General features: G+C 60.1%; 26 protein-coding genes and 1 pseudogene. 14 read left to right on the top strand and 13 right to left on the bottom strand.

Going from position 1 to position 24,446, the window contains the following annotated elements; all coding sequences use genetic code 11:
- The first annotated feature begins 96 nt into the window (after nt 1-96).
- Nucleotides 97-1,158, top strand: a complete 1,062-nt coding sequence (locus YWU_RS0112455; protein WP_156892838.1) for a DUF4192 family protein — start codon at nt 97-99, stop codon at nt 1,156-1,158.
- Here the strand turns inward: YWU_RS0112455 and galE are convergent.
- The 6 genes from galE to YWU_RS0112425 form a co-directional block, all read right to left on the bottom strand.
- Nucleotides 1,155-2,141, bottom strand: a complete 987-nt coding sequence (gene galE / locus YWU_RS0112450; protein WP_027020725.1) for a UDP-glucose 4-epimerase GalE — start codon at nt 2,139-2,141, stop codon at nt 1,155-1,157. The genes YWU_RS0112455 and galE overlap by 4 nt on opposite strands.
- Nucleotides 2,138-2,821: an iron-dependent transcriptional repressor DtxR gene (locus YWU_RS0112445; protein ID WP_027020724.1), complete on the bottom strand. Its 684-nt coding sequence runs from the start codon at nt 2,819-2,821 to the stop codon at nt 2,138-2,140. Before YWU_RS0112445 ends, galE begins: the two co-directional genes overlap by 4 nt.
- Before the next feature lie 152 nt (nt 2,822-2,973).
- Nucleotides 2,974-3,960 carry a sigma-70 family RNA polymerase sigma factor gene (locus YWU_RS0112440; protein ID WP_027020723.1) on the bottom strand — a complete coding sequence of 329 codons (987 nt, stop codon included), beginning with the start codon at nt 3,958-3,960 and terminating at the stop codon, nt 2,974-2,976.
- A gap of 95 nt (nt 3,961-4,055) precedes the next feature.
- The gene (gene dtd, locus YWU_RS0112435) at nt 4,056-4,490 is read right to left on the bottom strand and encodes a D-aminoacyl-tRNA deacylase (RefSeq protein WP_027020722.1); all 435 of its coding nucleotides are present in this window, start codon (nt 4,488-4,490) and stop codon (nt 4,056-4,058) included.
- Nucleotides 4,491-4,501: 11 nt separating this feature from the next.
- A complete protein-coding gene (locus tag YWU_RS0112430) occupies nt 4,502-6,037 on the bottom strand; it encodes a DUF7782 domain-containing protein (RefSeq protein ID WP_034647878.1) in 1,536 nt (511 codons plus the stop codon).
- Complete coding sequence (locus YWU_RS0112425; protein WP_034647874.1) at nt 6,034-6,459, bottom strand: DUF3099 domain-containing protein; 426 nt, start codon at nt 6,457-6,459, stop codon at nt 6,034-6,036. Before YWU_RS0112425 ends, YWU_RS0112430 begins: the two co-directional genes overlap by 4 nt.
- 72 nt (nt 6,460-6,531) lie before the next feature.
- On the opposite strand from YWU_RS0112425, the gene YWU_RS0112420 reads away from it, so the two are divergent.
- From YWU_RS0112420 to YWU_RS0112405, 4 genes are all read left to right on the top strand, one after another.
- Nucleotides 6,532-6,780: a DUF3039 domain-containing protein gene (locus YWU_RS0112420; protein ID WP_027020719.1), complete on the top strand. Its 249-nt coding sequence runs from the start codon at nt 6,532-6,534 to the stop codon at nt 6,778-6,780.
- A complete protein-coding gene (locus YWU_RS0112415; RefSeq protein ID WP_027020718.1) occupies nt 6,777-8,516 on the top strand; it encodes a DEAD/DEAH box helicase in 1,740 nt (579 codons plus the stop codon). Before YWU_RS0112420 ends, YWU_RS0112415 begins: the two co-directional genes overlap by 4 nt.
- Before the next feature lie 37 nt (nt 8,517-8,553).
- On the top strand, nt 8,554-8,970 hold the full coding sequence (locus YWU_RS16820) for a hypothetical protein (RefSeq protein ID WP_034647872.1): 417 nt from the start codon (nt 8,554-8,556) through the stop codon (nt 8,968-8,970).
- A 149-nt stretch (nt 8,971-9,119) separates the two neighbouring features.
- Nucleotides 9,120-10,670: an SLC13 family permease gene (locus tag YWU_RS0112405; RefSeq protein WP_156892837.1), complete on the top strand. Its 1,551-nt coding sequence runs from the start codon at nt 9,120-9,122 to the stop codon at nt 10,668-10,670.
- A 99-nt stretch (nt 10,671-10,769) separates the two neighbouring features.
- Here YWU_RS0112405 and YWU_RS0112400 read toward each other — a convergent pair whose 3' ends face one another.
- From YWU_RS0112400 to cei, 3 genes are all read right to left on the bottom strand, one after another.
- Nucleotides 10,770-12,200, bottom strand: coding sequence for an RNA polymerase sigma factor (locus YWU_RS0112400; RefSeq protein WP_027020716.1), 1,431 nt, complete (start codon nt 12,198-12,200; stop codon nt 10,770-10,772).
- A gap of 238 nt (nt 12,201-12,438) precedes the next feature.
- The gene (gene ppgK / locus YWU_RS0112395) at nt 12,439-13,194 is read right to left on the bottom strand and encodes a polyphosphate--glucose phosphotransferase (RefSeq protein ID WP_027020715.1); all 756 of its coding nucleotides are present in this window, start codon (nt 13,192-13,194) and stop codon (nt 12,439-12,441) included.
- Between the two features lie 56 nt (nt 13,195-13,250).
- A complete protein-coding gene (gene cei, locus YWU_RS16815; RefSeq protein ID WP_084142180.1) occupies nt 13,251-13,847 on the bottom strand; it encodes an envelope integrity protein Cei in 597 nt (198 codons plus the stop codon).
- A 207-nt stretch (nt 13,848-14,054) separates the two neighbouring features.
- Between cei and YWU_RS0112385 the strand changes: the two genes are divergently transcribed.
- A complete protein-coding gene (locus YWU_RS0112385; protein ID WP_027020714.1) occupies nt 14,055-14,351 on the top strand; it encodes a DUF4193 domain-containing protein in 297 nt (98 codons plus the stop codon).
- 54 nt (nt 14,352-14,405) lie between these two features.
- On the opposite strand, the gene YWU_RS0112380 is transcribed toward YWU_RS0112385, so the two are convergent.
- Nucleotides 14,406-14,909: a DUF3093 domain-containing protein gene (locus YWU_RS0112380; RefSeq protein ID WP_420805321.1), complete on the bottom strand. Its 504-nt coding sequence runs from the start codon at nt 14,907-14,909 to the stop codon at nt 14,406-14,408.
- A 70-nt stretch (nt 14,910-14,979) separates the two neighbouring features.
- Between YWU_RS0112380 and dut the strand changes: the two genes are divergently transcribed.
- The 4 genes from dut to YWU_RS0112360 all read left to right on the top strand — a co-directional run bounded on the left by dut (nt 14,980) and on the right by YWU_RS0112360 (nt 18,209).
- A complete protein-coding gene (gene dut / locus YWU_RS0112375) occupies nt 14,980-15,447 on the top strand; it encodes a dUTP diphosphatase (protein ID WP_027020712.1) in 468 nt (155 codons plus the stop codon).
- 101 nt (nt 15,448-15,548) lie between these two features.
- Nucleotides 15,549-16,319: a DUF3710 domain-containing protein gene (locus tag YWU_RS0112370; protein WP_027020711.1), complete on the top strand. Its 771-nt coding sequence runs from the start codon at nt 15,549-15,551 to the stop codon at nt 16,317-16,319.
- Complete coding sequence (locus YWU_RS16810) at nt 16,316-17,002, top strand: DUF3159 domain-containing protein (RefSeq protein WP_034647870.1); 687 nt, start codon at nt 16,316-16,318, stop codon at nt 17,000-17,002. Before YWU_RS0112370 ends, YWU_RS16810 begins: the two co-directional genes overlap by 4 nt.
- Entirely contained in the window at nt 16,995-18,209 is a 1,215-nt protein-coding gene (locus YWU_RS0112360) for a class I SAM-dependent RNA methyltransferase (protein ID WP_027020710.1), read from the top strand. Before YWU_RS16810 ends, YWU_RS0112360 begins: the two co-directional genes overlap by 8 nt.
- Here YWU_RS0112360 and YWU_RS16805 read toward each other — a convergent pair.
- Nucleotides 18,173-19,474, bottom strand: a complete 1,302-nt coding sequence (locus YWU_RS16805; RefSeq protein WP_034647869.1) for an HRDC domain-containing protein — start codon at nt 19,472-19,474, stop codon at nt 18,173-18,175. The two genes, YWU_RS0112360 and YWU_RS16805, sit on opposite strands and share 37 nt — an antisense overlap.
- Nucleotides 19,475-19,701: 227 nt before the next feature.
- On the opposite strand from YWU_RS16805, the gene YWU_RS16800 reads away from it, so the two are divergent.
- Genes YWU_RS16800 through YWU_RS0112335 form a run of 4 tightly spaced genes read left to right on the top strand, consistent with a single transcriptional unit; the run spans nt 19,702 to nt 23,604 of the window.
- On the top strand, nt 19,702-20,733 hold the full coding sequence (locus tag YWU_RS16800) for a siderophore ABC transporter substrate-binding protein (RefSeq protein ID WP_051260344.1): 1,032 nt from the start codon (nt 19,702-19,704) through the stop codon (nt 20,731-20,733).
- A gap of 48 nt (nt 20,734-20,781) precedes the next feature.
- Nucleotides 20,782-21,810, top strand: a complete 1,029-nt coding sequence (locus YWU_RS16795; RefSeq protein ID WP_084142176.1) for an ABC transporter permease — start codon at nt 20,782-20,784, stop codon at nt 21,808-21,810.
- Nucleotides 21,803-22,852 carry an iron chelate uptake ABC transporter family permease subunit gene (locus YWU_RS0112340; protein WP_156892836.1) on the top strand — a complete coding sequence of 350 codons (1,050 nt, stop codon included), beginning with the start codon at nt 21,803-21,805 and terminating at the stop codon, nt 22,850-22,852. Before YWU_RS16795 ends, YWU_RS0112340 begins: the two co-directional genes overlap by 8 nt.
- Complete coding sequence (locus YWU_RS0112335) at nt 22,849-23,604, top strand: iron ABC transporter ATP-binding protein (RefSeq protein WP_027020708.1); 756 nt, start codon at nt 22,849-22,851, stop codon at nt 23,602-23,604. Before YWU_RS0112340 ends, YWU_RS0112335 begins: the two co-directional genes overlap by 4 nt.
- Before the next feature lie 31 nt (nt 23,605-23,635).
- Here YWU_RS0112335 and YWU_RS16790 read toward each other — a convergent pair whose 3' ends face one another.
- A complete protein-coding gene (locus tag YWU_RS16790; RefSeq protein WP_240484135.1) occupies nt 23,636-24,175 on the bottom strand; it encodes a Dyp-type peroxidase in 540 nt (179 codons plus the stop codon).
- A 20-nt stretch (nt 24,176-24,195) separates the two neighbouring features.
- Nucleotides 24,196-24,446, bottom strand: a pseudogene (locus tag YWU_RS16785) (integrase core domain-containing protein); the annotation flags it as partial.

The raw sequence follows: 24,446 nt of genomic DNA, 5'->3' as shown, positions 1-24,446 counted from the left end.
ATCAAGTATTCCACTGTTCGGATTTCCTCCACATTTGCTGAGCGTGACGTTCTGCGGAGGCGCTCTGGTGCAGGTGCATCGGTGGAAGGTGACGTCATGCCGATTCACCAGTTCAGTTATCCGGACCCGATGCCCTTGTCCACCTTCATCACCGACATTCCAGCCGTGCTCTGTTACCACCCGAGGGAAAAGCTGATCATGGCTCTTTCTGAAGAGGCACCCTTCGAAAAGAGCGGTCCGCTCCTGGTCAGGGAACTCGAGCTGAAGCCGGGTGAGGCTCATCGAAATATCGTGGAGGCGGTGTCGATGTTTGCACCTGATTTTCCGCGGGTCCATGTTTTCTTCATCTCCGCCCGGTGGGAGGTGGACCAGTGCGGAATCGACGTGGAGTGTCTCCGGGATGACCTGACCGCTGTAGGAGCCGTTCCTGGGCTGGTAGCCGGAACCCCAGCGATACGCGGTGGAGAGGCACTCACTGATTCCGGTGGGGCTGTGGTTTGTCGCCTTGGAGATCCTGTTGTCGGCAGGGCCGGACGTGCGCTCGGGGAGGTGGGGGAGATCATCTGCCTGGATGAGTTTGAGATGTTTACCAGATTCAGAGCGGGCGAATTCGACGACGTAGATGCCGGTCGATCAGTTCAGGCGGAGGTGGAACGCGAAGGCCTGCGAATCGACCGAAATGAGCGATCTACGGAGGAGAAGCTCCAGCGGCGGAGGGCCTGGATCCAGGACTGGGAGGGCTGCATCGACCAGATGGTCGATGGTCGTGAGTCAGTCATGGATTTACTGGCTGACCGCGCGATACTTAGAACTGTGGCCCGTACCTTCTGTGACCTGACGGTGCGGGACATGATGTTCCACATGGTCGTGGACTCTAGGCGCGCTGAGGCAATGCGGACCATCTGGCTCCATGCCGCTAGGTGTTTCTCCGGCACGTACCGGGCGAATGCGCTGGCCTGCTACGCACTTGATCGAGAAGCCAATGGGTGTACCGGGCTGGCCGTGGCCGCGTTGAAGGAAGCGGGCAACGAGTGCCCTGGGCACTCATTAACTCAGCTACTCGAGGGGGCGATCTCCGCCGGCTGCGGATCCATGGCCGTGGGGACCATGGTCGAAGCCAGCCTGGAGATTGCCGAAGCGATCTGGTCCGAGGACTAGCCTCGCGACGCTGAATGCGCGCGACCGCCAAGTGCTGAGGTGAATTCCCAGGCATCTGTGACGATCGTCGAAAGGTCGGTGCGGGACGGGCTCCAACCAAGGTTCTCCATCGCCTTCGCAGAGGAGGCAATGAGAGTGGCTGGGTCACCGTCACGGCGAGGCGCACTTTCCTCGGGGATCGGATGTCCGGTGACTTCTCGACAGGTGTCGATGACTTCGCGGACGGAGTATCCGTCTCCCGAGCCGAGGTTGAGGATCCGGTGATCGCCAGCGGTGTTGGACTGCAGAGCAAGCAGGTGTGCGTCTGCGAGGTCCTTCACATGGATGTAGTCACGGACGCACGTGCCGTCTGCAGTTGGCCAGTCGTCGCCGAAGACCATGATCTTGTCACGGTGCCCCAAAGCGACCTGGAGTACCAAGGGGATCAGGTGAGTCTCGACGACGCGGTTCTCTCCGAACCCATCCCAGGCGCCGGCGACATTGAAGTACCGCAGGCTTGTCGCACCGAGACCATAGGCACGGGCGTATGAGGTGATCGCGTAATCGATCGACAGCTTCGTCGCACCGTATGCGTTTGTCGGCGCAGTCGGCATCGATTCGGTAATCGGCACTTGCTCCGGTTCGCCGTACGTTGCAGCAGTCGACGAGAACACCAGGTTGTCAGTCCCCGTTGCCCGCATCGCGTCGAGGATCTGCAGCGTGGTTCCGACGTTGGCGTGCCAGTATTCCGCAGGCTCCTGAACGGACTCGCCGACCAGGGACCGTGCAGCAAAATGGAGGACTCCGTCGTAGTGATCTGAGGAGAGCACCTCCAGAGCCAATTCCCCAGCGTCGCCTTCAATGAAGGTGACGTTCGGGTGGATACCATCGCGATTGCCCGTCGACAGATTGTCGATGACAGTCACGGAGTGGCCGGCGTCCGCCAGGACTGCCGCAGTGACTCCTCCGACATATCCGGCGCCACCGGTAACGAGCAGCTTCACTTCGGGATCACCATCACCGCGTGGGCGAGGTCGGCAGGCAGGTCGAGGGAGTGGTCACCCCGGCTCAACGTAATGCGGCCGTTGTGGATCTCCACCTCGGCGTCCGCTCCCGGCAGAATGCCAGCAGCGTGCAGGCGCTTCATGTACGTCGGCTCGACCTGGAGGATCTCGTTGATCTGGGTGATGGTGACAGCCTTGACTCCGCCCTCAGGAAGCTGGGGAAGACGCACCGACAAGTCATCTGAGGCAGCTAACTCCGGTGCGTCCAGCTCTTCCAGACCCGGAATCGGGTTGCCGAAGGGGGAGACGGTGTACTCGTCCAAGACCTTGACGAGCTTGCGCTCGACTTCCTCAGACATGACGTGCTCCCAGCGGCACGCCTCGTCGTGGACTCGATCCCACTCGAGCCCGATGACATCGGTTAGCAGCCGCTCTGCGAGGCGGTGCTTGCGCATGACGGCCGTCGCGTGGGCACGTCCTTCTTCAGACAGCTTCAAGCTGCGGTCCGGGGCGACGGTCACGAGACCATCGCGCTCCATGCGTGCGACGGTCTGACTCACTGTCGGGCCGGACTGGTCCAGACGCTCGGCGATTCGCGCACGAAGGGGAACGATTCCTTCTTCTTCGAGTTCAAAGATGGTGCGCAGGTACATCTCCGTGGTGTCTACCAGGTCTCTCACGTAACGTCCTCCGGTCTTATGAATTCTTTTCACATGCCCCGGCTCATTGAAAAGAGCTGGGGTTATGCATCGTGAACATAGGATAACTCAAAAGCGGGACAGGGTGTGTGGCACCCTGTCCCGCTTCGATCATTCGTTCTGGTTAAGCACGTTTAGCCAGCATACGCGCGCAACTTGTTCGCGCGCTCGCCCTCCCGCAGCTTCGCCATGACCTCACGCTCAATCTGGCGGACGCGCTCACGGGACAGGCCGAAGTGACGACCGATCTGATCCAGAGTGCGCGGCATTCCGTCGTCCAGACCGTAGCGGAGCTTAACGACCTCACGCTCACGCTCTTCCAGGGTGTGGAGCACACCCTGGACATCGTGATGGCGCAGGATTGCGACGACAGCTTCCTCCGCGTCAGTTGCGTCCGAATCCTCGATAAAGTCTCCGAGGGGTGCTTCCTCATCGGTGCCGACCGGCATATCCAGGCTCACCGGGTCGCGCGACTGACGGAGCAGAAGTTCGATCTTCTCCTCCGGAATTCCAGCTTCGTCGGCGAGTTCTTCATGGGTAGCCTCTCGGCCGAGCTGCTGGTAGAGCTCGCGCTTAATGCGCGAAATCTTGTTGACCTGCTCAACGAGATGGACTGGGAGGCGGATGGTGCGGGACTGATCGGCCATACCGCGGGTAATGGCCTGACGAATCCACCAGGTGGCGTACGTGGAGAACTTGAAGCCCTTGGTGTAGTCAAACTTCTCCATGGCGCGGATCAGTCCGAGGTTTCCTTCCTGGATGAGATCCAAGAGAGGCATTCCACGGCCGGTGTAACGCTTCGCCAGAGAGACAACCAATCGAAGGTTGGCTTCCAGCAGATGCGATCGTGCCGCATTTCCTTCTTTAACCAGAACCTTCATGTCACGCTTTTGTGCACGTGTCACCTTTTCGCCGGAAGAGAGCAGATGTTCGGCATAAACACCGACCTCAATCCGCTGCGCAAGTTCAACCTCTTCTTCTGCGGTCAGAAGAGCGGTCTTACCGATTCCGTTGAGATAGACCCGGACGAGATCCTGCGACGGGTTCTCATTGTTCCCGGAGCGACGCCCACGGTCTACGGTGTTTTCCTGCTTCCCAGCATTTCGTTCTGCAGTAGTCATGAACCCTAGCCTCCTGTGTCGAAGTCTCTTGTTCTAATAACGACCGATGCAGAGAGAATGTTCCGGAAAATTGAAAAAAAGTTTGAAATAAATCGTTAACAGTCTACGAGCAGCGTAAATGGCCCGTCATTTACCGATTCAACTTTCATCATTGCGCCGAATACTCCCGTCTCGACAGTGAGTCCGCGTCCTCTTAGATCATCGACAATCATTCCAAGCGTTTTCTCAGCATCTGCTCCAGGTGCCGCGTCCGACCATGAGGGGCGTCGTCCCTTCGCAGTGGCACCCATGAGTGTGAATTGGCTGACGAGAAGGATTGGAGCACCAGCGTCAGTAGCGGAGCGCTCTCCGTCGAGGATTCTCAGGTCTGCGATCTTGCGGGCCATCGTCTTCCACGCCTCTGGGCCGTCGTCGCGCCCAACCCCGACCAGTGCCAGGACTCCGCCGGTGTCGCCACCGTTGATTTCCCCTACTGTCTCTCCGTCGACGACCACACGGGCCTCGGTCACGCGGGTGAGAACTGCTTTCACATGGGCCTCCTTTAATCGAGGATGTCAGTGGGGATCAAGAAACCGTGTCGTACCAAGTCCACGACGACCGGGATCATGGATTCCCGTACTTCGTCAGGGTCAGCGTCGCCGAAGCGCCCGAAGTCGGTCAGCAGTTCCAGGGTGAACGACAGAGGCGCGTCGGGGTGGATGGCGCGGAGCACGGCGAGAACCGATTCGTCGACATCGTGGCTCCAACGCGGGCCATCGGTTCGCGTGATCCGTAAGGCCTCGGGAGCGAAACCCTGTCCTGCCTCAGTGTCGGTGAGCTCAATGCGTTCCACAGCGATTCCGGGGCGCAATAGATACTGAGAGTCGAGGATGGAGTCCTTTTCTGCTTCTCGTAGCCAGGCAGAGCGAGCAAAGTGTTCGGAAACCTCCAGATGGAAGGGCCCGCCTAATGCCTGCGGGAGCTCTTCGCAGACCACCGATGAGGGCCCGTCGATGCGCTGGAGTGAGATATATCCGAAACCGACGCCACGCACGTCCGAGAATTCGAAATGGTCCAGCCAGTGACGCATCCGCTCCCTGCCGTCATGCGAGCGTGGGTCAATCGACTCATCTCGCAGCCAGGTGCCGGCGTACTCCGCGGGTCCAACGACATCTCGCTGGACGATCCACGCCTCAACTCCGTGCTCCGGGATCCAGGATGCCACCCGTGCTTCCCAGCCTTGGTCGCCTACATGCGCCCAGGAGCCGAGGATATGCGCGGTGCCGTCAATTTCTAGGTGGTTCGCTGCGCCTCGGACCGTGGTCTCTGTGGCGCCGTCCAAGTCGAGTCCTGAATCGCGGTAGACATGCTCGACCGACGGGGGCCCGACGACAAATGGAGGGTTCGCAACGATGCGGGAGAACTGTCGCCCCTCGACTGGCTCAAACCAGCTTCCAGCCAGGACCTCTGCGTCTGACCGGCCAGCGGCGCTCAACGTAGCCCTGGCTAGGCTGTTCGCGCGTTCGCTGATGTCAGTGGCCACGATGGATCTGGCATCTAGTTGGCCCGCAGCCTGGACACCGCAGCCGGCGCCGAGATCGAGGACTGAATCCGTCGGGCCGGCCGGGGAGATGTCGATCAAGGACCAGGACGCCCGTCCCACTCCAGGTACGTGGTGTCGCTGCGGCACATGGGGGCGCATCGAGGCGTCACGGTCTGAGAAAACCAACACCTCACGGCCGTGCAGGTGGATAGGGCGAATGTCGAGGGTGAGGACATAACCGTCGCAAAGCGGGGCAATTACACCGAGCTCGGTGAGTCTTGAGAAAACCTCCGGTGACAGCACCTCGTCGAGCTGGGCTGGATCGCCGATGATCACACCATCGATCAGCGTCGAAAGTGGTGAGCGTTTGTGCCTCGCTGCCGAGGCGACCGCTTCTGGCTCGCCTCGATCCATTGCAGCGACACCATCCGCACCTAGGAGGTTCTGCAGACCGTCCACCGAGAATCCGGCAGCCTGGAGCTCCTCGGCCACAGCAGGGGCCACCGATACGAACTCCTCCAGTGCGGCATCGGTGGGGGAAGCGGGGAAGGTCATGGATTGTTGTCCTCGTTGTCAGGTTGTGTGGATTCGGAGTCGATGATGAAGGGCTGGCTCCCGATCGCCCTGGGCTCGCCAGACTCGAGTTGCTTGCGGAGCTCTTCTTCCCGCCTGCGCCGTTCACGTTCAACACCAGGCTTGTAAACCCTCGGTTCACGTTTGTCGTGGCGTTGACCGTGCGTGTTAGCGATGACTACCGCGATCCACGGAAGCGGCACGCTGACGATCGTCACGATTGCACCCAGCAGGAAATTCTCCCACACCACAATGAACAGGTAGGCCAGGCCCAGGAGCGGAATCCTGGACCATTGGAGGATCTGGTAGGTGCGCCGGCGGTACCGGTAATACTGTCCGGCGGACTTGCCTACGTTGGTGATCAGCGCCGGTTCACTGCGTTTTCGGCGACGGCCTTGTGACATGGAGGACACGGTACTCCTCGGTCCGGGGCACCGATACTTGCGCTCACGGGTCAATCGGGCAAAATCAGGGACGTGACTACGCCGCTGACAACTACCAAGACCATCGAACGCCCAGACATCTCGACCGATGAGACGACGCAGGACGACACCCCCAAGTTCTTTCACTATGTAAAGAAGGACAAGATCGTGAACTCCGCGGTCAATGGTGCATACGTCGTCGCACTGTGCGGTGAGACCTTCCCGGTGAAGAAGTCCGCGAAGCCGGGATCCCCGGTGTGCCCGGATTGCGAGCGGATCTACAAGACGCTGCGCCGTAAGTGAACGGACTACGACAGTGGCAGAGGGAAGCGCTCGACAAATACCTCGCCACGAACCCGAAGGACTTTCTCGCGGTAGCGACCCCGGGCGCAGGTAAAACGACCTTCGCCCTGCGGCTCGCCGGTGAATTGCTGGCGAACCGAACGGTTGACCGCGTGATCGTTGTCGTACCGACCGAGCACCTGAAGGTGCAGTGGGCGCAGTCGGCGGCACGTTCCGGAATACAGCTGGACCCCAACTTCAGCAACTCCGGTGGTGTGATGAACCCGTCCTACCACGGGATCGTTGTGACGTATGCGCAGGTCGCGGTGCACCCGTACAAGCACCACGCCATCGCCACGTCGAAGCGGACCATGGTGATCCTCGACGAGGTGCACCACGGAGGTGACGCCAAGAGCTGGGGTGAAGGCATCGCCGAGGCGTACTCGCACGTCACTAGGCGCCTGTGTCTGACTGGTACGCCGTTCCGGTCCGATGATGCGGCGATTCCGTTCGTGCGTTACTCCGAGGACGCTGAGGGCAACCGCGTCTCGGAGTCCGACTACACGTATGGCTATCGGGAGGCTCTGCACGACAACGTCGTGAGGCCAGTGGTTTTCCTCGCGTACTCAGGTGAGGCGCGGTGGCGCGATTCTGCCGGCGAGGAGTTCAACGCGCGGATTGGCGAGATCATGTCCCCGGAGGAGACGACTCGTGCCTGGCGCACGGCGCTGGATCCTAACGGTGATTGGATGCCGTCGGTGCTGCGGGCTGCGCACACCAGGCTGGTGCAGATGCGTGAGCAAGTTCCAGACGCCGGTGGTCTGGTGATCGCGACCGACGCGAAGTCGGCGAGGGCCTACAAGAAAATCCTCGAGCGGATGAGCACGACCCCCGTCGCGCTTGTCCTCTCTGATGAAGCAGGTAGCTCTGAGCGCATCGCTGAGTTCTCCGAATCCAATGACGAGTGGATGGTCGCCGTCCGCATGGTGTCTGAGGGCGTTGACGTGCCGCGTCTGGCCGTAGGTGTCTATGCCACGAGTTCTTCGACTCCGCTGTTCTTCGCCCAGGCAATTGGCCGTTTCGTGCGATCGCGTACCCGGGGCGAGACTGCCTCGGTGTTCCTTCCTTCGGTGCCAGTCTTGCTCGATCTGGCCTCGCAGATGGAGGCGCAGCGCAATCACGTGCTGGGAAAGCCGCACCGACCAAATGAGGGCTGGGACGACGAGTTGGTCGTGGAGGCGAATAAGCGCGTTTCCGAGCCTGACGAGGTCCCTGCGTACGAATCTCTCGGTGCGGATGCGGAGCTCGACTACTTGATCTACGACGGCTCCTCCTACGGCACCGCGACCATCGCTGGCTCTGATGAGGAGGCTGACTACCTTGGTCTGCCGGGCTTGCTTGATGCTTCTCAGATGAAGACGCTTCTGCAGAAGCGGCAGGAGGAGCAGCTTGCCTCGCGCACCATTGAGGCGAAACGCGAAAAGCAAAAGATTGAGCTTCCCGACGACCCCAGCGCCCCCGTGGTCCCACCCCCACCGGGAGCGGCCCCATCATCTGGGGGATTCGCTGTTGTCTCCGAGGATCTGCCCCGGTTGCGCAAGGAGCTGAACACCCTCGTGTCGATGACATCGGCACGAACAGGCAAGCCGCACGGTCAGATTCACAACTATCTCCGTACTGTCTGTGGAGGTCCTCCGACAGCGATGTGCACCGCGGAACAGTTGCAGGCGAGGATCTCACAAGTTCGTCGTATGTAAGATCTTGATGGTTCACTTCCCGGCGAAAGGTTGACACATGACGGCGCAGACCACCGATGGCTACGGTCCCGACGGGATCGACGGGTCGGCAGTCGGACGTGCCCAGGCGCTCACCGCACTTGTACTGGGTATCGGAGGCCTGCTGTTGGCATCCTTCGGTTTCGGCGCAGTTCTTTGTGCGATCGGCATTGTCCTCGGTGTTATCGCGATCGTGAAGGCACGAAAAGCGAAGACCCGCGTGCAGATGGATGGGCGCCAGCCACGGACCGGGGGCACCCAGGGGTTGGCGGCTGTCGGCATTGTCACGGGTCTCCTCGGATGTCTGTTGGGGGCAGTGGTGTTCCAGTCGGCCACCGCGATCAACAACTGTATTAATGAATTTGAGGAGCAGGACGCCCAGATTGCCTGCATCGATGAGAACGCGATTCTCGGCGGAGGGCTCGGCTCGAACTGATTTGTGGAGGTGGCCATCGGGGCATTAAATGGTCACATCATACGCACAGATTCTTTATATGAGTTTCGAAGAGTTACGGTGTTAGCAGTTAGGCTCGTCACAGGTGAATCGTTGATGGAGTTAGCACCGATATCGAATAGGAGCTCATTGTGAGTACCTCTACCAACTCTCAGGGAAAATTTGAGTTGTCGCCGGGGCAGTTGGACCCCGGTTCCAGTCGCAAGGACCTTGTCCGGCAACGTTCCGGTCTGGCCGCGGGTGTTTTGCTGGGCCTGATCGTGTTTTTCATCATGCCGTCAGACCTGCCGTATGAGCTGCGGGCAACAGCTGGTTCGGCGGTACTTATCGCAGTTTGGTGGATGACCGAGGCGATTCCACTGGCCGCAACGGCATTGATGCCGCTGATTCTGTTCCCAGCGCTCGGACTGGCCGAGATCGGGGACTTCTCAGGTAACTACGCTCAGCCGACGATCTTCCTGTTCATGGGTGGATTCATGCTGGCGATGGCTATGCAGCGCTGGAACCTCCACAAGCGAATCGCACTATGGGTGCTCTCTCTCATGGGGAGTTCCACGAAGATGCTTGTTCTCGGGTTCATGATCGCCACGGGATTCCTCTCCATGTGGGTCTCCAACACCGCCACTGCCGTCATGATGTTGCCGATCGGCGTGTCGGTTCTGGTGATGATCCGGAAGGTAGTCAAGGAGGATCGGGAAGGCGAATCTGCGGACGATGTCACGGAAGAGAACACCGATCCAGGGAGCACCAAGTTTGGTATTGCCCTGATGCTCGGTATAGCCTACGCGGCGTCGATCGGCTCGCTCGGAACGATCATCGGCACGCCTCCGAACACTATGCTCGTGGCATACCTCTCTGATGCACACGACATCAACATTGGCTTCGGACAGTGGATGTTGTTCGGTGTGCCTATCGCAGTCGTACTCATGCTCATCGCGTGGGTGCTGCTGACGATGGTTCTCTTCAAGCCTGAGGTGACGACCGTCCCCGGAGGTCGCCAGTTGATGATGCAGGAGCGGAAGAACCTCGGCAGAATGTCGACCGGTGAGGTCCGTGTTCTCCTGGTTTTCGTCACCGCTGCGTTCTCCTGGATCTTCGTTCCCGTCATCTGGGAAGACACCATGATCGCTGACGCGGTCATCGCGATGATGGTGGGTATTGCTCTGTTCATCATTCCTGGCGGTCCTGATGGAGTGAAGCTCCTGACCTGGGATGACGCACTCGGCCTCCCGTGGGGAGTGTTGCTCCTGTTCGGTGGCGGCCTCGCATTGTCCAGTCAGCTATCTGCCTCCGGTGTGTCCGAGTGGATCGGTGAGCAGATGAGCACGGTCGGAACTCTTCCGCTGTTCCTCATTATCGGTGCTCTCGCCATGGTCGTGCTCATTCTGACGGAGTTCACCTCTAACACGGCGACGGCGGCGACCTTCCTGCCCCTGGCGGGAGGAGTTGCCCTGGCCATCGGTATCGATCCGATGCTGTTGGCGATCCCGGTTGCCCTCGCCGCAACCTCTGCGTTCATGATGCCGGTGGCCACCCCACCCAACGCCATCGCCTACGGCTCCGGCTATGTCACTATGAATAGCATGCTGAAGGCTGGCTTGTGGCTAAACGTCGCGGCACTAATCGTGATCACGTTGGCAACCTACTTCATGGTTGGCGCCATCTTCGGCATCGAATACTGAGTTGAGGCAGTCAACGCACTGACGAAATAACACGCTGATGAAATGAGGAGGAGGTCCCGGTCGGGACCTCCTCCTGATTTGTATTGGTGTGATGAAGCGCTATTCCAGGTAGTCGCGCAGAACCTGTGAGCGTGAGGGGTGGCGCAGCTTCGACATAGTCTTCGACTCAATCTGGCGAATACGCTCACGGGTCACACCATAGACTTGGCCGATCTCGTCCAGGGTGCGCGGCATACCGTCGGTCAGACCAAAGCGAAGCTGGACGACGCCTGCCTCACGCGGGGACAGCGTCTCCAAGACGTCCTGCAGCTGATCCTGCAAGAGAGTGAACGACACCGCGTCGACAGCGATAACAGCCTCAGAGTCTTCAATGAAGTCACCGAGCTGGGAATCGCCCTCGTCACCAATGGTCTGGTCCAGCGAGATCGGCTCACGAGCGTACTGCTGGATCTCCAGCACCTTCTCCTCAGTGATGTCCATCTCACGGGCAAGCTCGAACGGGGTCGGCTCACGGCCCAGGTCCTGCAGCAGCTCACGCTGGATGCGACCGAGCTTGTTGATGACCTCGACCATGTGGACCGGGATACGAATCGTGCGGGCCTGGTCGGCCATGGCACGGGTGATCGCCTGACGGATCCACCAGGTGGCGTACGTCGAGAACTTGTAGCCCTTGGTGTAGTCAAACTTCTCCACAGCGCGGATCAGACCGAGGTTGCCCTCCTGGATCAGGTCCAGGAACGCCATGCCGCGTCCGGTGTAGCGCTTGGCCAGTGACACCACCAGACGGAGGTTCGCCTCTAGCAGGTGGTTCTTCGCGCGCTGTCCATCACGGGAGATCTCCCGAAGGTCACGCTTCTGGGCGTGGGGGAGACGGTCACCAGAGGCCTTAGCCTCTTCGATTCGGAATTGCGAGTACAGACCCGCCTCGATGCGCTTCGCCAGGCTGACCTCTTCCTCCGCGGTCAGCAGGGCTACCTTGCCGATCTGCTTCAGATAGGCACGCACGGAGTCGGCGGAAGCAGTGAGCTCCGCATCCTTCCGGGCCTGTCGCAGAGCCTCGGACTCGTCTTCGTTCCACACCTCGTCGACGGTCTCAGACTCCTCATCGTCGGACGTGACAGCGTCTGCCTCTTCGTCCTCGATGCCGGCGGCGAAATCGTCGGTCAGGGCCTCCGTGTCGTCGCCGTTGACGCCCGTCTGGGCCTCATCCGTCTCGACGTCCTTTTCATCGGCCTGCGCAGCCGACGGAGCAGCCTTCTTGGTGGCCCGCTTCGCCGTCTTCTTGGCTGTCTTCTTGGCCGCCCGCTTAGCCGGAGCCTTCTTGACCGGCTCAGCCTCTTCCACCACAGGGGTCTCACTAGGAGCCGCTGCGGCGACGGGGGCTGCGGCTGCCTTCTTAGCCGCAGTCTTCTTGACCGCGGTCTTCTTCACCGCGGTTTTCTTGACTGCTGTTTTCTTCACAGCCTTCTTAGCTGGTGCCGGTGCCTGTTCGGCATCTCCGGTTGGCTGATCTGATTCGTTGACTGCCACGAACGCCCTTTCACGATCGAATGTCGGTTGTCGCCGGTTCTGCCCGGGCACCCGATGGGGCACCGACAGTACGACGATGCCGGATATGACGTGTCACGGGTACCGGTCTGGGGGTGAGCATCTTGTTGACGCTGAATGGGTCCACACGAGTGGTGTCGCCGGTAGTTGCCGTGAATCAACGACAATTGTAACCAGAAGCGCCTGTCACTGTCGGAACCGAGTCTCCCGAACGAGTCAGCTACGGTGCCAAGTTGGTGTCTGAGGCGATCGCCGCGCCGACAATTCCGGCGGTGTTAGCGAGCTGTGCGGCCACAACCTTGGTGTCCACTTCCAGGTAAGGCATCCACTTTTCGGCTTTGCGGCTGACGCCTCCGCCGAGAACAAAGGTCGAGGGGGAAAGGAGCGCTTCGTAGGTGTTCAGGACCTTGGTAAGGCGCTTAGCCCACTTCTTATAACTGATGCCATCGCGCTCTCGGGCGCCAGAGGATGCCAAGTATTCGGCTTCGGTGCCCTTGATGACAAGGTGCCCCAGCTCGGTGTTTGAGTACAGTTTCCCGCCCGTGATGAGAGCGGAACCGATGCCGGTGCCGAGTGTCAGCATGATCACGTTTCCCTTGGCCCCAGCGGCGGCGCCGTACTCGACCTCAGCGAGGCCTGCTGCATCCGCGTCATTGAGAACGTTGATCTTGCGACCCGGTAAGTACTTGGCGAAAAGTTCGGTGCAGTTGGTGTCAATCCACGAGGGGTCGATGTTGGCTGCCGAGCGGGCCGTCTGGTCGATGATGACCGCCGGAAGGGCGATCCCCACCGGGCCGTCCCAATCGAACTTCTCGACCAGCGTCCGAACGGTCTCTGCAACCGCGTCCGGGGTGGCTGGCTTCGGAGTCAGAAGTTTCTGTCTTTCTCCGATCAGTTCACCGCTGTTTAGGTCCACCAGGCCAGCTTTGACCCCCGAACCCCCGACATCCACACCGAATCCGACATGTTCGCTCATGACCCAAATCATACTGAGAAATCAGGAAAGAAGACACGCTTCCCGAAGGTCTGCGGTCAGCAGATGGTCTGCGAAATCTGCTCTGCCAGCGCCGGATCTGAAGCCTCGCCATTATTAAGTGATTCGTAAATAGATCGAACTGCAGCCGAGTCGTCCAGGCCGTTGAAGCCGGTTCCGAGCGCGATATCGACAGTTCCGTCCTGTCGGTTGTCGGAGATTAGCTCCATACACGGAAGGCTCAGGTGAAGGGCTGCTGCGTGATTGAGCTGCCCGACCCCGAACCTGATCTGTCCGTAGCATTCCAGGTCCTGATCGGGAGTGGCCTCGTCATTGCCTGCGGGGCCTTCAGGGTGTTCTGAAAAGCCGTACCCCACGAGCTGCTCGGCAACTCCAGCAGCCTGTCCGGAGCGTCCATTGGCGTTGAGAACACGGACCTGGACCTCAACTGGGGCGGAAGCGGTCTCTCCGATCAGCTGCGTGGAGGCCATGGGCGACCCTAGGTCGGGGCGGTCGCAGGCCACGCTTACCGGATCATTCGTGCGGTTAACCACCGTTACCCATGTCACTATGGCTAGAACAAGAAGTACCGCGACAATCACGGCATAGGGAATCGCCGTGCGGGGAATGATCGTCAAGCTGCGGTTATTAGGCATGTTGGCCCCTTCTCGTGGCGGGCTCCGGGGCCGGCACGCGGTGTCGTGTCGATCATGATTCTATGCCGGACCACATTTGAGCTCGCTAACCGGGGGAAAGGGTTGACGAGCAGGGATTATGAGAATTGACTTGAAATGGCCTAGTATCCGCGACGACAGGCGCTATGCGCCGTTGTGCAGACCCTAATTGGAGGAGGGCCGGACCACATGGCTGTCGATTACGACTCACCCCGTACTCGAGAAGATGACGAGATCGAGACCGATTCGCTTGAAGGGCTTAAGGCGAGTGCGGCTGAAAAGCAGGTCGACGACAACGACGACGGTGAAATTGTCGAGCCGTTCGAATTGCCGGACACTGACTTGTCGGGCGAGGAGGTTGAGGTGTCCGTCGTCCCTCGCAAGGACAACGAATTCACCTGCGGATCATGCTTTCTCGTTCAGCATGTCGCGATGATCGATCACGATCCGGGCGATGGATTTCCCATCTGTAAAGATTGCGCTTAGAGGCGCAGACATGAAAAAGGCCCCGAACGGGGCCTTTTTCATGTTCTAGGTGACCTAGGGGGAATCGCTCGGGCGGTCAGTCCCGAGAAATGAATCCAGGAGTTTCTCCGGCTGGCGGCTCGAGACAAACCAGTACGGGGTGGGATCCTCTGGGTCATCGAGAACCAGCAGAACCATCGCCGGCACCCACGGCCGAGTCACGAGGAACGCTGCGGGATCTAGCTGACGACCCAACGCATTGCGCTTGGCAGTTTCCGGGACCACGAGGGAGCGGGACACGACGGACGCGGGCAACATCGCGTCGTCGGCGTGCAGCCATCGTTCTCCGGACTCGTCAACTTCCACGCGGATCTTCGACCGTGACATCCACATCAATACCCACAGCCCGGCCGCAGAAAAGACTAGAGCTCCGACCCAGGTCCAGATTGGATCGCGGTTGTGGCCGAGCTGAACGATGAGGATCGCGACGACTACCAGGCCGAAGGCCCAGTAGAACCAGGGGACCCACAGTCGTTCCCGATAATCCGATGCGTTGGTGCTTCCCGTCGAAGTGCTCACGCAGGGCAGTCTACCGGTGGGGGAATAGGTGATTCGAGGCGGTCCCGGACGCCAGCTAGGCTTCCCAGTCATGACATACGATGCACCGTCGAATCCGACGACTGAACCACTACGGGTCCTGCGATTGGACCCTGGTCTGCCGGTTCCTTCCCGCGAGCATCCTGACGATGCGGGGATCGATCTCAGGAGTGTTGAGGACCTGGTCTTGGAACCTGGCCGTCGTGCACTAGTTGGAACCGGAATCGCGGTGGCATTGCCGGTAGGGACCGTCGGACTGGTGCACCCGAGGTCCGGAATGGCTGCAAAACACGGCCTGTCCATTGTCAACGCACCCGGAACCGTCGACGCCGGATACCGCGGTGAGATCAAGGTCTCCTTGATCAATCTGGATCCGGAGACACCGATCAGGATCTCCCGTGGAGACCGAATCGCCCAGTTGTTGGTTCAGAAGGTCGAGTTATGTGACGTGGTGGAAGTGACAGAACTGGATACCACGGTTCGCGGCACCGGTGGCCACGGCTCGACCGGCCGCAACTGACCTACTGCCTTTACATACCCGTCCGCCACGCGTCTGTTGATCCGGCGCTAGGGTGGACCGTCGTAAGATAGCCTGACCCCGCAGAGTGAGGAGTCCACCCGATGTGGCCGTTCAGCAAAAACAAGGATGCCGACGACGAGGCCCAGGTTCCGGCACAGGAATCGGCTCCGGTCGTTGACACCCCGGAGCCGTCAGAGCTGTCCGAGGAGACAACCGATGCGCTTGCGTTTGAGGTCGTGAACAGCAGCTTCCCTACACCGACTGAAAACGGTCCGTTTGACGCAGCGTCAAACCCGCCGGAGCAGTTCGATTTCTCCGACTTCTCTAAGGCATCGGTCAACCTCGGCTCGATTTTGCTCCCGATTCCCAAGGTCGGAGACATCCAGGTCGAGATGGGCCCGAAGGGTCCGACGATGCTCCACCTCGTGACGAAGGTCGGGCGGATCACGCCTGTCGCCTTCGCTGCACCGACCTCTGGTGGTCAGTGGGACCAGTCTGTAGCGGAGATCGCCACCGGTCTGTCGAATGATGGCCTGAAGGTTGCGGTTACTGATGGCCCGTGGGGCCGCGAGATCCATGGCACTCGGGACGGCGTCACCATGGCTGTTATCGGTGTCGATGGCCCTCGGTGGATGCTCCGGATGACCATGTCTGGTCCGGAGAGCACCAGCGATGAGCTTCAGACCGTCGGTCGTGAGGTCATTGCCCGCACCTTCGTGCAGCGTGATGATTCGCCGATTCCGGCTGGTCAGACATTGCCGGTCACCCTGCCTGCCCAAATGGCACAGCAGATTCGTGAAGCGTACGAGCAGCGTCAGAAGAAGGCCTCGGAAGCACAGGGCCAGGGGCAGCAGAACGACGGTCAGCAGTGACCCAGCCCGAATCTGACGGCGAGGATGGCGTAGAAGGGGCTGAGCCGACTCTCCTGGAACAGATGGGAGGAGTCTCCGGTCTGTTGTCCTCCACGATTCCCGTGGCAGTCCTCGTCCCGGTGAACTCCATGTGGGGCCTGGTGCCGGCGATCGCCGCCGCGGTTGGTGCCGCAGTGCTGGTCTTCGTGTGGAGACTTGCACGAAAAGAGACGTTGCAGCCTGCCGTCTCTGGCCTCTTCGCTGTCCTTATCGGAGCAGCGATTGCCTTCTTCGTTGGCGACGCACGAGGTTACTTCCTGTATGGCATCTGGTACTCAGCCGTTGCGGCCGTAGCGTTCCTGGTGACGATCATCATCGGCCGGCCGGCGGTTGGGCTCATCTGGGAGGGCATCAATAATGGTGACCGCGGATGGTTCCGAAACCGCAAGGTCAGGCAGGCCTACCAAATAGCAACCGGCGCCTGGGCCGTAGTGTTCGCCGCCCGCTTCTTCATTCAAGACCGGCTGTACCAGGCCGAAGACGTCACTTGGCTAGGCATCGCGCGCATCCTCATGGGATGGCCACTGACTGGAATCGTCCTCATCATCACCGTTTGGGCCGTCCGCCGCGCGCGGGCCGGCCAGTCCACAGAATCAGAAAACGCAGCAAGTGCTGCAGAGGGAGACGGTGAGTCACGTGACTGAGACCTCCGACGTCGTTGACATCCGGATCGATCGTCCGGCACAAGGCGGGGAGTCCATTGGCCTCCTCGACAATGGTCGAATCGTTCTTGTCCGAGGAGCAATCCCCGGCGAGACGGTCCGTGTCCGCCTCGACGACCCCGCAGCGAAGTTGCTCCGCGGCCAGGCGACCGAGATCCTTGAGCCATCCGAGCATCGTAGGACGCCGACGTGCGAGGCCGCAGCCGCAGGAGCTGGATGTTGTGATTGGGACTATGTCGAGCCCACTCACGCCGCGTACCTGAAGTCCGCGGTTGTTCTCGATGCCTTGCGCCGAATTGGTCGGTTCTCCGCAGCAGATATTCCGGAGCCGACAATCACCCCGCTCGCACCTGCTGACCTCTGGCGCACTCGCGTCCGGTTGGGGGTCGATGGGGAAGGTCGGGCAGGAATACGTCGTAAAGCGTCTCGTGATCTTGTCGTCGGTCTGCCGTGTGCGCAGGTTGCAGAGGGGCTCACCGACGGCCTCGCCGAGGAAGGCACGTGCCCTCCTGGAGGTGAACTTCATGTGGTCCGCGATGCTGACGGACAACGTCACGTGCTGCACCGATCTGCGCCCGAGCGCGGAATCCGGGGACGCAAGAAGAAGCGTCCTGTCGCCACGGTGATTGAGGGTTCCTCGGCTGCGCTGGAGAAAGTCAATGACTACACCTTCACCGTTCCGGTCGATGGTTTCTGGCAGGCACACGAGAACGCTGCTGCAATGTACTTCGAGAGAGTCACCGATTGGCTCGGAGGAGGCACCGGTGTTTCTTGGGACCTTTACGGAGGAGTTGGGTCACTTGCGGCGGCACTGTCCGCTTCCCGACCGGGCTCGACCGTCATCAGCGTTGAAGCAGCGCCCGATGCGGCTGAGGCAGGCAGCAAGGCTCTGGCGGGTACGTCCGTTGAGTTCCGGACAGGCCGAGTCGAGAAAGTCATCGGGCTGCTGGAATCCCCAGAGGTAGTGGTGCTGGATCCGCCGCGCTCGGGAGCTGGGGCAGAGTCCGTTAACGCGATCGCCGCGGCTGGACCGCAGAAGGTGTTGCACATCGGCTGCGACCCGGCGACTTTCGCTCGAGACTCAGCCCAGTGGATCGAGAATGGTTATCGGCTGGAGAAGCTCGAAGTGATCGACGCGTTCCCGGGTACTCATCACTCTGAGACTCTCGGATTGTTCGTCCGCGCTTGACGACGGGGCAGGAGGACAGCCCGGTCCACTAGGCCGGTGAGGATATCCTCTTGCCACGGACGGACGCCATAGTTCCGCAGATATTCGCGAACTGTGGCGTCCGTGTCCAGTGGTTGTAGCGCATCTGCGCTCAATTCCCATGCGAGGCTCCGGATGCCCTTCGACGGAAGGAGCATTCCGCTGTCGATGCCGAGCTGATCCGCCTCGAAGCTGACTGCTTCTGCAACAACCTCCAAAGTCGCTGATGCTGCCGGCGCTTTCTCTGGCCAGTCACGGTGATGGGGACGGTGTCCACCAATGGAATCGACCTTGAGCTGGGTGGGCCAGGAGTCCCTGGGGGTAGCCAGCGCAGAAGTGATTACCCGACTCCAGTGAGTTGTCGCGCCGCGGCGCCGCGAAGGAAACCCGTGTACAGCGGCGAGGTCCCGCTGATCGCTGGCCCGCACTCGCGCGGCCTCGACGATTACGGAGTGGGGGAGTATTGACGTAGGCGCCACGTCGTCACGCCGGGCGAGGCGGTCTCTTTCAGTCCACATTTCCCTGGCGATGACGAGCTGTTCGGGACTTCTCAGCCGGCCGATCCCTTTGAGTCCGCGCCACGCGTCCTCCGGCGCATTTTCTATGCTGACGTGGTGATTTCCGCCGGGCAATGGTGTGGCTGCTGGTTCGTGAATGTGCAGTAGTGCATCGGTCTCGTCGATGAGCCAATCGAGGCGACCCATCTCCGCAAGGGTGTCGGATAGGACAGCAGAGAGCTCCGGGAGCAGCTCGACATCTAGGGCTGCGTACGTGCGCCATGTGTCAGGGATCGGCCTAGTGGCCCAGTTCTCACGCCCGTGCCCCTTAGCGAGGGTGGTGCCCAGGAACTCCTCGGTGAGAGCTGCGAGGTTCACCTTCTGGATTCCAAGGAGACGGCCGGCGATCTCCGTGTCGAACAGGTTCGGTGGAGACATCCCTAATGCGTTAAGGGATGGAAGGTCAGAGGCGGCAGCGTGCAAGATCCACGGAATAGTGTTCATTACGGGGACGATTTCGCCGATAGCCCCAGGAACGGACTCTGGGTCGAGGAGGAATGTTCCAGCGCCGTGCCGCCGGACCTGGATGAGCTGGGCGCGATCGTCGTAAACATAGGAACCGGCGCGCTCCGTGTCGACGGCGAGGGGGCCTTCTCCCGAGGCGAGGAAATCTGCGGCCGCGGCGATATCGTCAGGGGAGGAGAGAACCTCTGGGACACCGCCGCGAGGGTGCATCAACAAAGTCGACATGACAACAGCATAAGGCTCAGTTTCTAGGGAAGACGAGGTGAGGTTACCCAGGAAAGCCTGTGGGTCCTGAGTGCGCCCTGAGTGCGCGGTTAGGTAACCCTGGCTTAAACTATGTTATCCTCACATTGGCATTTGAGGGGAAAGCCAACCTCGAATGAAATTAATGTAACCCGTTGGCGGCGTGTGTCTGATGGCGCCGGGCAACGACCGACCGCAAGGAGTCCCACTTGTCGAACGCATACCGTCGTCCGCTCGCCGCTTTCGCGGCCACCGCAGTCACCTTCAGCCTCGTCGCATGTTCCAATGACGGCGAAAATACTGAGACCGAGCAGACCGCTGACACCATTACCATCGTCGACAGCACCGGCGAAGAGAAGACCGTCAACGTTCCGCCGCAGCGCGTCGTCGCCACGGACAACGGTTCGTTCCAGACCCTCGATGACTGGGGCATTGAAATCGTCGGTGGTTCCCGTGCGCTGATGTCTGAGGACATCTCGTACGAGTCCAACGAGGACATCGTCGACCTGGGAAGCCACAACGAACCCGACCTCGAGGCAGTCGTCGCAAACGACCCGGACCTGATCATTACCGGCTCCCGCTTCTCCCAGTACACCGAAGACTTCGAGCGCCTTGTCCCGGACGCAACCGTCCTGGACCTGCGTTACGACTCGGAGGGCAACTTCGACGAAGAGCTCATCAATCAGACTGAGATCCTCGGCGAGATCTTCGGCAAGGAAGTCGAAGCTGCTGAGCTCGTTGACGACTTCCGTGCGTCGATCGATCGCGTCAAGGATGCGTACAACCCGGACGCCACCGTCATGGCCGTGATCACCTCCGGCGGAAACATCAACTACGCCGCACCGTCTGAGGGTCGTACCCTGGGTCCGATCTTCGACATTCTCGACCTGACCCCGTCGCTTGAGCAGGATGGCTCCACCGATCACCAGGGCGACGAGGTTTCCGTGGAGACCATCGCAGAGTCCAACCCGGACTTCATCATGGTCATGGACCGCGATGCAGGCGTCAGCTCCGCAGACGGCACCCCGGCCAACGAGCTTCTCGCTGAGTCCGCTGCCCTGCAGAACGTCACCGCAGTTCAGGAGGGCAACGTCGTTTACATGCCGTCCAACATCTACGTGAACGAGAACATCCAGAACTACACCATCTACTTCAACGCACTGGCTGACGCTTTCGAGGCGTACGACGCAGAGCAGGGTGGCGCTGACGACCAGGATGACGCTGAGGCAGACGAGAGCTAGTCTCTACCCCTTAGAGTTTCCAGACACCATCAATCCGAAATAGTGAGCATGACGACGACCGACGCAAGCACGGGATCAGCTGTCGACGAGGCACCCGAAGGCGAAACTTCTTCCAGAGGTTCAGTTCCTAAAGGGAGGCTCTTCACCTGGCCTTTGCTCGTCGGCCTCATCATCACTACGGCATTGGTGGTGTCGTCCCTTTTCATAGGGCAGTACGACATCTTTGGTGCAGAGGACGGCTGGTGGATGTTCGGCATCACCCGCGTCCCACGCACGATCGCACTGGTCCTCGCAGGAGCCGCGATGGCCATGTGCGGACTGGTGATGCAGCTCCTTACCCAGAACCGATTTGTAGAACCCACGACTACCGGTACTACCGAGTGGGCAGGTCTGGGACTGCTGCTGACCATGATCATTGCTCCGCATTCGAGCATCATGGTCAAGATGGGTGTCGCTGTGATTGCGTCCTTCATCGGAACGATGATCTTCTTCGCATTCCTGCAGAGGGTCACCCTTCGTTCGTCGGTGATCGTTCCGATCGTCGGAATGATGCTCGGCGCAGTTGTCGGAGGCGTGTCCAACTACATCGCACTGAAGACCGACATGCTCCAGAGCCTTGGCATATGGTTCGCCGGTTCCTTCACTTCTGTCATCCGAGGGCAGTATGAACCGCTGTGGGTAACTGCGGTCATCGTCGTGATCGTCTTCATCGTTGCCGACCGCTTCACCGTGGCTGGGCTGGGTGAGGACGTTGCTACGAACGTCGGCTTGAACTACCGCGCGGTGGTGCTCCTGGGAACGGGACTCATCGCAGTGGCTACCGGCGCCGTGACTGTCGTCGTCGGTGCACTCCCGTTCCTCGGACTGATTGTCCCGAACATCGTCTCGATGATCCGTGGCGACGATCTCCGTTCTAATCTTCCTTGGGTCTGTTTGATCGGTGTCTGCATCGTCACGGTGTGTGACATCATCGGCCGGACCATCATCGCGCCCTTCGAGGTCCCGGTATCGCTGATTCTCGCGGTCGTCGGCGCCATCGTGTTCATCGCGATTCTCGTGAGGAGGCTCGGTGCGTAAAACACCTCCGATCGACGCCCCAGACGCCCTCGACCAGGTTGAACGGCACGCCGGCCCCCTTCCCACGCAGAAGGACCGTCGTCGCTACCGCTGGGTATTCGCCGGTTTTGCTATTGCTGCCGTCGCTTTCGCATTCTTGACCTTGGCATGGGACAACCCGATGCCCATGGGCTCGCGAGGCTGGTGGCTCATTGCCGAAATGCGGATGACGCAACTTATCGTCATCGCACTTGTTGCGTTCTGTCAGTCAATCGCGACTATCGCGTTCCAGACGGTTACGTACAACCGAATTCTGACGCCCTCGATCATGGGCTTTGAATCGCTCTATACCCTGGTGAACACCTCTGCTGTCTTCTTCTTCGGCGTAGCCGGAGCGACCATGGTGATGGGCGGTTGGCAGTATCTCGGCACAGTTGCCGTGATGATTGGCTTCGCAGCGGTTTTGTACGGCTGGCTCTTTGCCGGCAAACGCGGAAATCTCCAGGTGATGCTCCTGGTAGGCATCATCCTCGGTGGTGGCCTTGGTGCTATCTCCACCTTCATGCAGCGATTGATGACGCCGAGCGACTTCGACGTCCTGCTGGCCCGACTTATCGGTTCGATCTCGAACGCCAACCGTCAGGAAATCCCCTGGGCAATTCTTCTTGCTGTGGTCTTCGGCGTGCTGCTGTGGATGCGCTCTACGAAGTTGAACCTGATCGGGCTTGGTCGCGAGACGGCAATCAATCTGGGCGCCAGCCACAAGAAGGAAACGCTCATCGCGCTCGTGCTCATCGCGGGCCTGATGGCCGTCTCGACCTCACTTGTCGGACCGATGATGTTCCTCGGGTTCCTCATCGCGATGATCACCTATCAGCTGGCGGACACCTACGATCACCGGCTGCTGTTCCCGCTGGGCTGGCTGATCGGCTTCGTCATCCTGACCGGGTCCTACTTCGTCCTGAAGAACGTCTTCTACGCTGAAGGCTCGGTTGGCATCATCATTGAAGTCATCGGTGGCTCGTTCTTCCTCTACTACATCATGCGAAAGGGTCGTTTGTGATCTCGCTGGATTCGGTCTCCAAGAAATACTCTGACACGGTCACCATTGGTCCGGTCAACCTGGAGATTCCCAACGGTGGCGTTACCGCGCTGGTGGGGCCCAACGGTGCCGGCAAGTCGACCTTGCTGACGATGATCGGCCGCCTCATGGGCGTTGATTCTGGTGTCATCGAGGTCGCAGGCATGGACGTCTCCTCCACGAAGTCAGCCGACATGGCTAAGGTCCTGTCCATCCTCCGCCAGGAGAACCACTTCGTTACCCGCCTGACTGTCCGTCAGTTGGTCGGATTCGGTCGGTATCCGTACTCCAAGGGCCGATTGACCCCTGAGGATGAGGTGAAGATCAGTGAGGCTATCGACTTCCTCGGGCTCGAGGAGCTCGAGGGTCGCTACCTCGACGAGCTCTCTGGTGGTCAGCGCCAGCGCGCCTACGTCGCGATGGTTCTCGCACAGAACACCGAATACGTGCTTCTCGACGAACCCCTCAACAACCTCGACATGAAGCACAGTGCTCAGATGATGCAGCATCTAAAGCGCGCCGCAGTCGAACTTGGCCGCACGTTCGTCGTCGTGCTTCACGACATCAACTTCGCAGGTCACTACTCCGACCGCATTTGTGCGATGCGTGACGGCAAGATCGCCGCGTACGGCGCGCCCGATGAGATCATGACGGACGACATTTTGTCGAACGTTTTTGATACTCCGGTCCAGGTCGTCGACGGCCCGCGCGGCAAATTGGCCGTCTACTACTGATGCATCTGAGACGAGGTTCGTTCGGACGTCATCAGGCGAAGATACCCTGGCCGACGTATCCCTCCGGCTCAGTGCCGGGTGGGACGAGGAATACCCCGGACGACGTCGTCTTAAGGTATTCGACGAACATGTCGTCTCGAGCCATGTTCCGGTGAACTCTCGCAAGTCGGTCGGGAGTTCGCGTGAAAGCGATGAAGAATAGCCCCGCGTTCAGTCGGCCCTGGGCATCATTGCCGTCGATGAAGTTATAGCCCCGGCGCAGCATCCGAATTCCGTCATTGTTGTCAGGATGCGTCCGGAAGACATGAGAACGATCGTCGATGACAGGGAGCCCTCGGTGGTTCACCGCCGTGAAATCTGGCTCCGTGAATTCATCGCCGCCGGATAGTGGAGCCCCTTCAACTTTGTCCCGGCCCGTGACCCGTTCCTGTTCCTCGAGGCGAAGTGTGTCCCATACCTCGACGCTTATGGCGATTCGACGGGTCGTCAGATAACTCCCGCCTGCGGCCCATGATTGATCGGTATCGGCAGAGATCCACACGTGTTCCTCAAGCAGATGGGTCTGCTGCACGGATAGGTGACAGGTTCTAGTCACGCAGCCAGTGCGGCTGGCGTGTTCATGATGGCCTCGAACTCGATCGGGGTCAAACGTCCGAGGCGGGGTTGGCGACGGCGCCGATGGTAGGTCCGTTCGATCCAGATCACGATCGCGATGCGCAGCTCTTCTCGGCGGGTCCAAGTGCGGCGGTCGAGGACGTTCTTCTGGAGCAGGCTGAAGAACGATTCCATGGCCGCGTTATCGCCGGCAGCGCCGACTTTGCCCATCGATCCGACCATGCGGT

The sequence above is a fragment of the Corynebacterium sputi DSM 45148 genome (assembly GCF_000427865.1).
Classification (GTDB): domain Bacteria; phylum Actinomycetota; class Actinomycetes; order Mycobacteriales; family Mycobacteriaceae; genus Corynebacterium; species Corynebacterium sputi.
The sequence above is the reverse complement of the archived record's forward strand: the minus strand, read 5'-3'. Positions and strand labels throughout refer to the sequence as shown.

Coding starts and splice junctions, on each gene's coding strand:
- YWU_RS16805 (WP_034647869.1), bottom strand. CDS start 19,474: ATGTCGACTTTGTTGATGCACCCTCGCGGCGGTGTCCCAGAGGTTCTC.
- YWU_RS0112455 (WP_156892838.1), top strand. CDS start 97: ATGCCGATTCACCAGTTCAGTTATCCGGACCCGATGCCCTTGTCCACC.
- YWU_RS0112425 (WP_034647874.1), bottom strand. CDS start 6,459: ATGTCACAAGGCCGTCGCCGAAAACGCAGTGAACCGGCGCTGATCACC.
- ppgK (WP_027020715.1), bottom strand. CDS start 13,194: ATGAGCGAACATGTCGGATTCGGTGTGGATGTCGGGGGTTCGGGGGTC.
- YWU_RS0112430 (WP_034647878.1), bottom strand. CDS start 6,037: ATGACCTTCCCCGCTTCCCCCACCGATGCCGCACTGGAGGAGTTCGTA.
- cei (WP_084142180.1), bottom strand. CDS start 13,847: ATGCCTAATAACCGCAGCTTGACGATCATTCCCCGCACGGCGATTCCC.
- YWU_RS0112370 (WP_027020711.1), top strand. CDS start 15,549: ATGTGGCCGTTCAGCAAAAACAAGGATGCCGACGACGAGGCCCAGGTT.
- YWU_RS16820 (WP_034647872.1), top strand. CDS start 8,554: ATGACGGCGCAGACCACCGATGGCTACGGTCCCGACGGGATCGACGGG.
- YWU_RS16795 (WP_084142176.1), top strand. CDS start 20,782: ATGACGACGACCGACGCAAGCACGGGATCAGCTGTCGACGAGGCACCC.
- YWU_RS0112440 (WP_027020723.1), bottom strand. CDS start 3,960: ATGACTACTGCAGAACGAAATGCTGGGAAGCAGGAAAACACCGTAGAC.
- dut (WP_027020712.1), top strand. CDS start 14,980: ATGACATACGATGCACCGTCGAATCCGACGACTGAACCACTACGGGTC.
- YWU_RS0112385 (WP_027020714.1), top strand. CDS start 14,055: ATGGCTGTCGATTACGACTCACCCCGTACTCGAGAAGATGACGAGATC.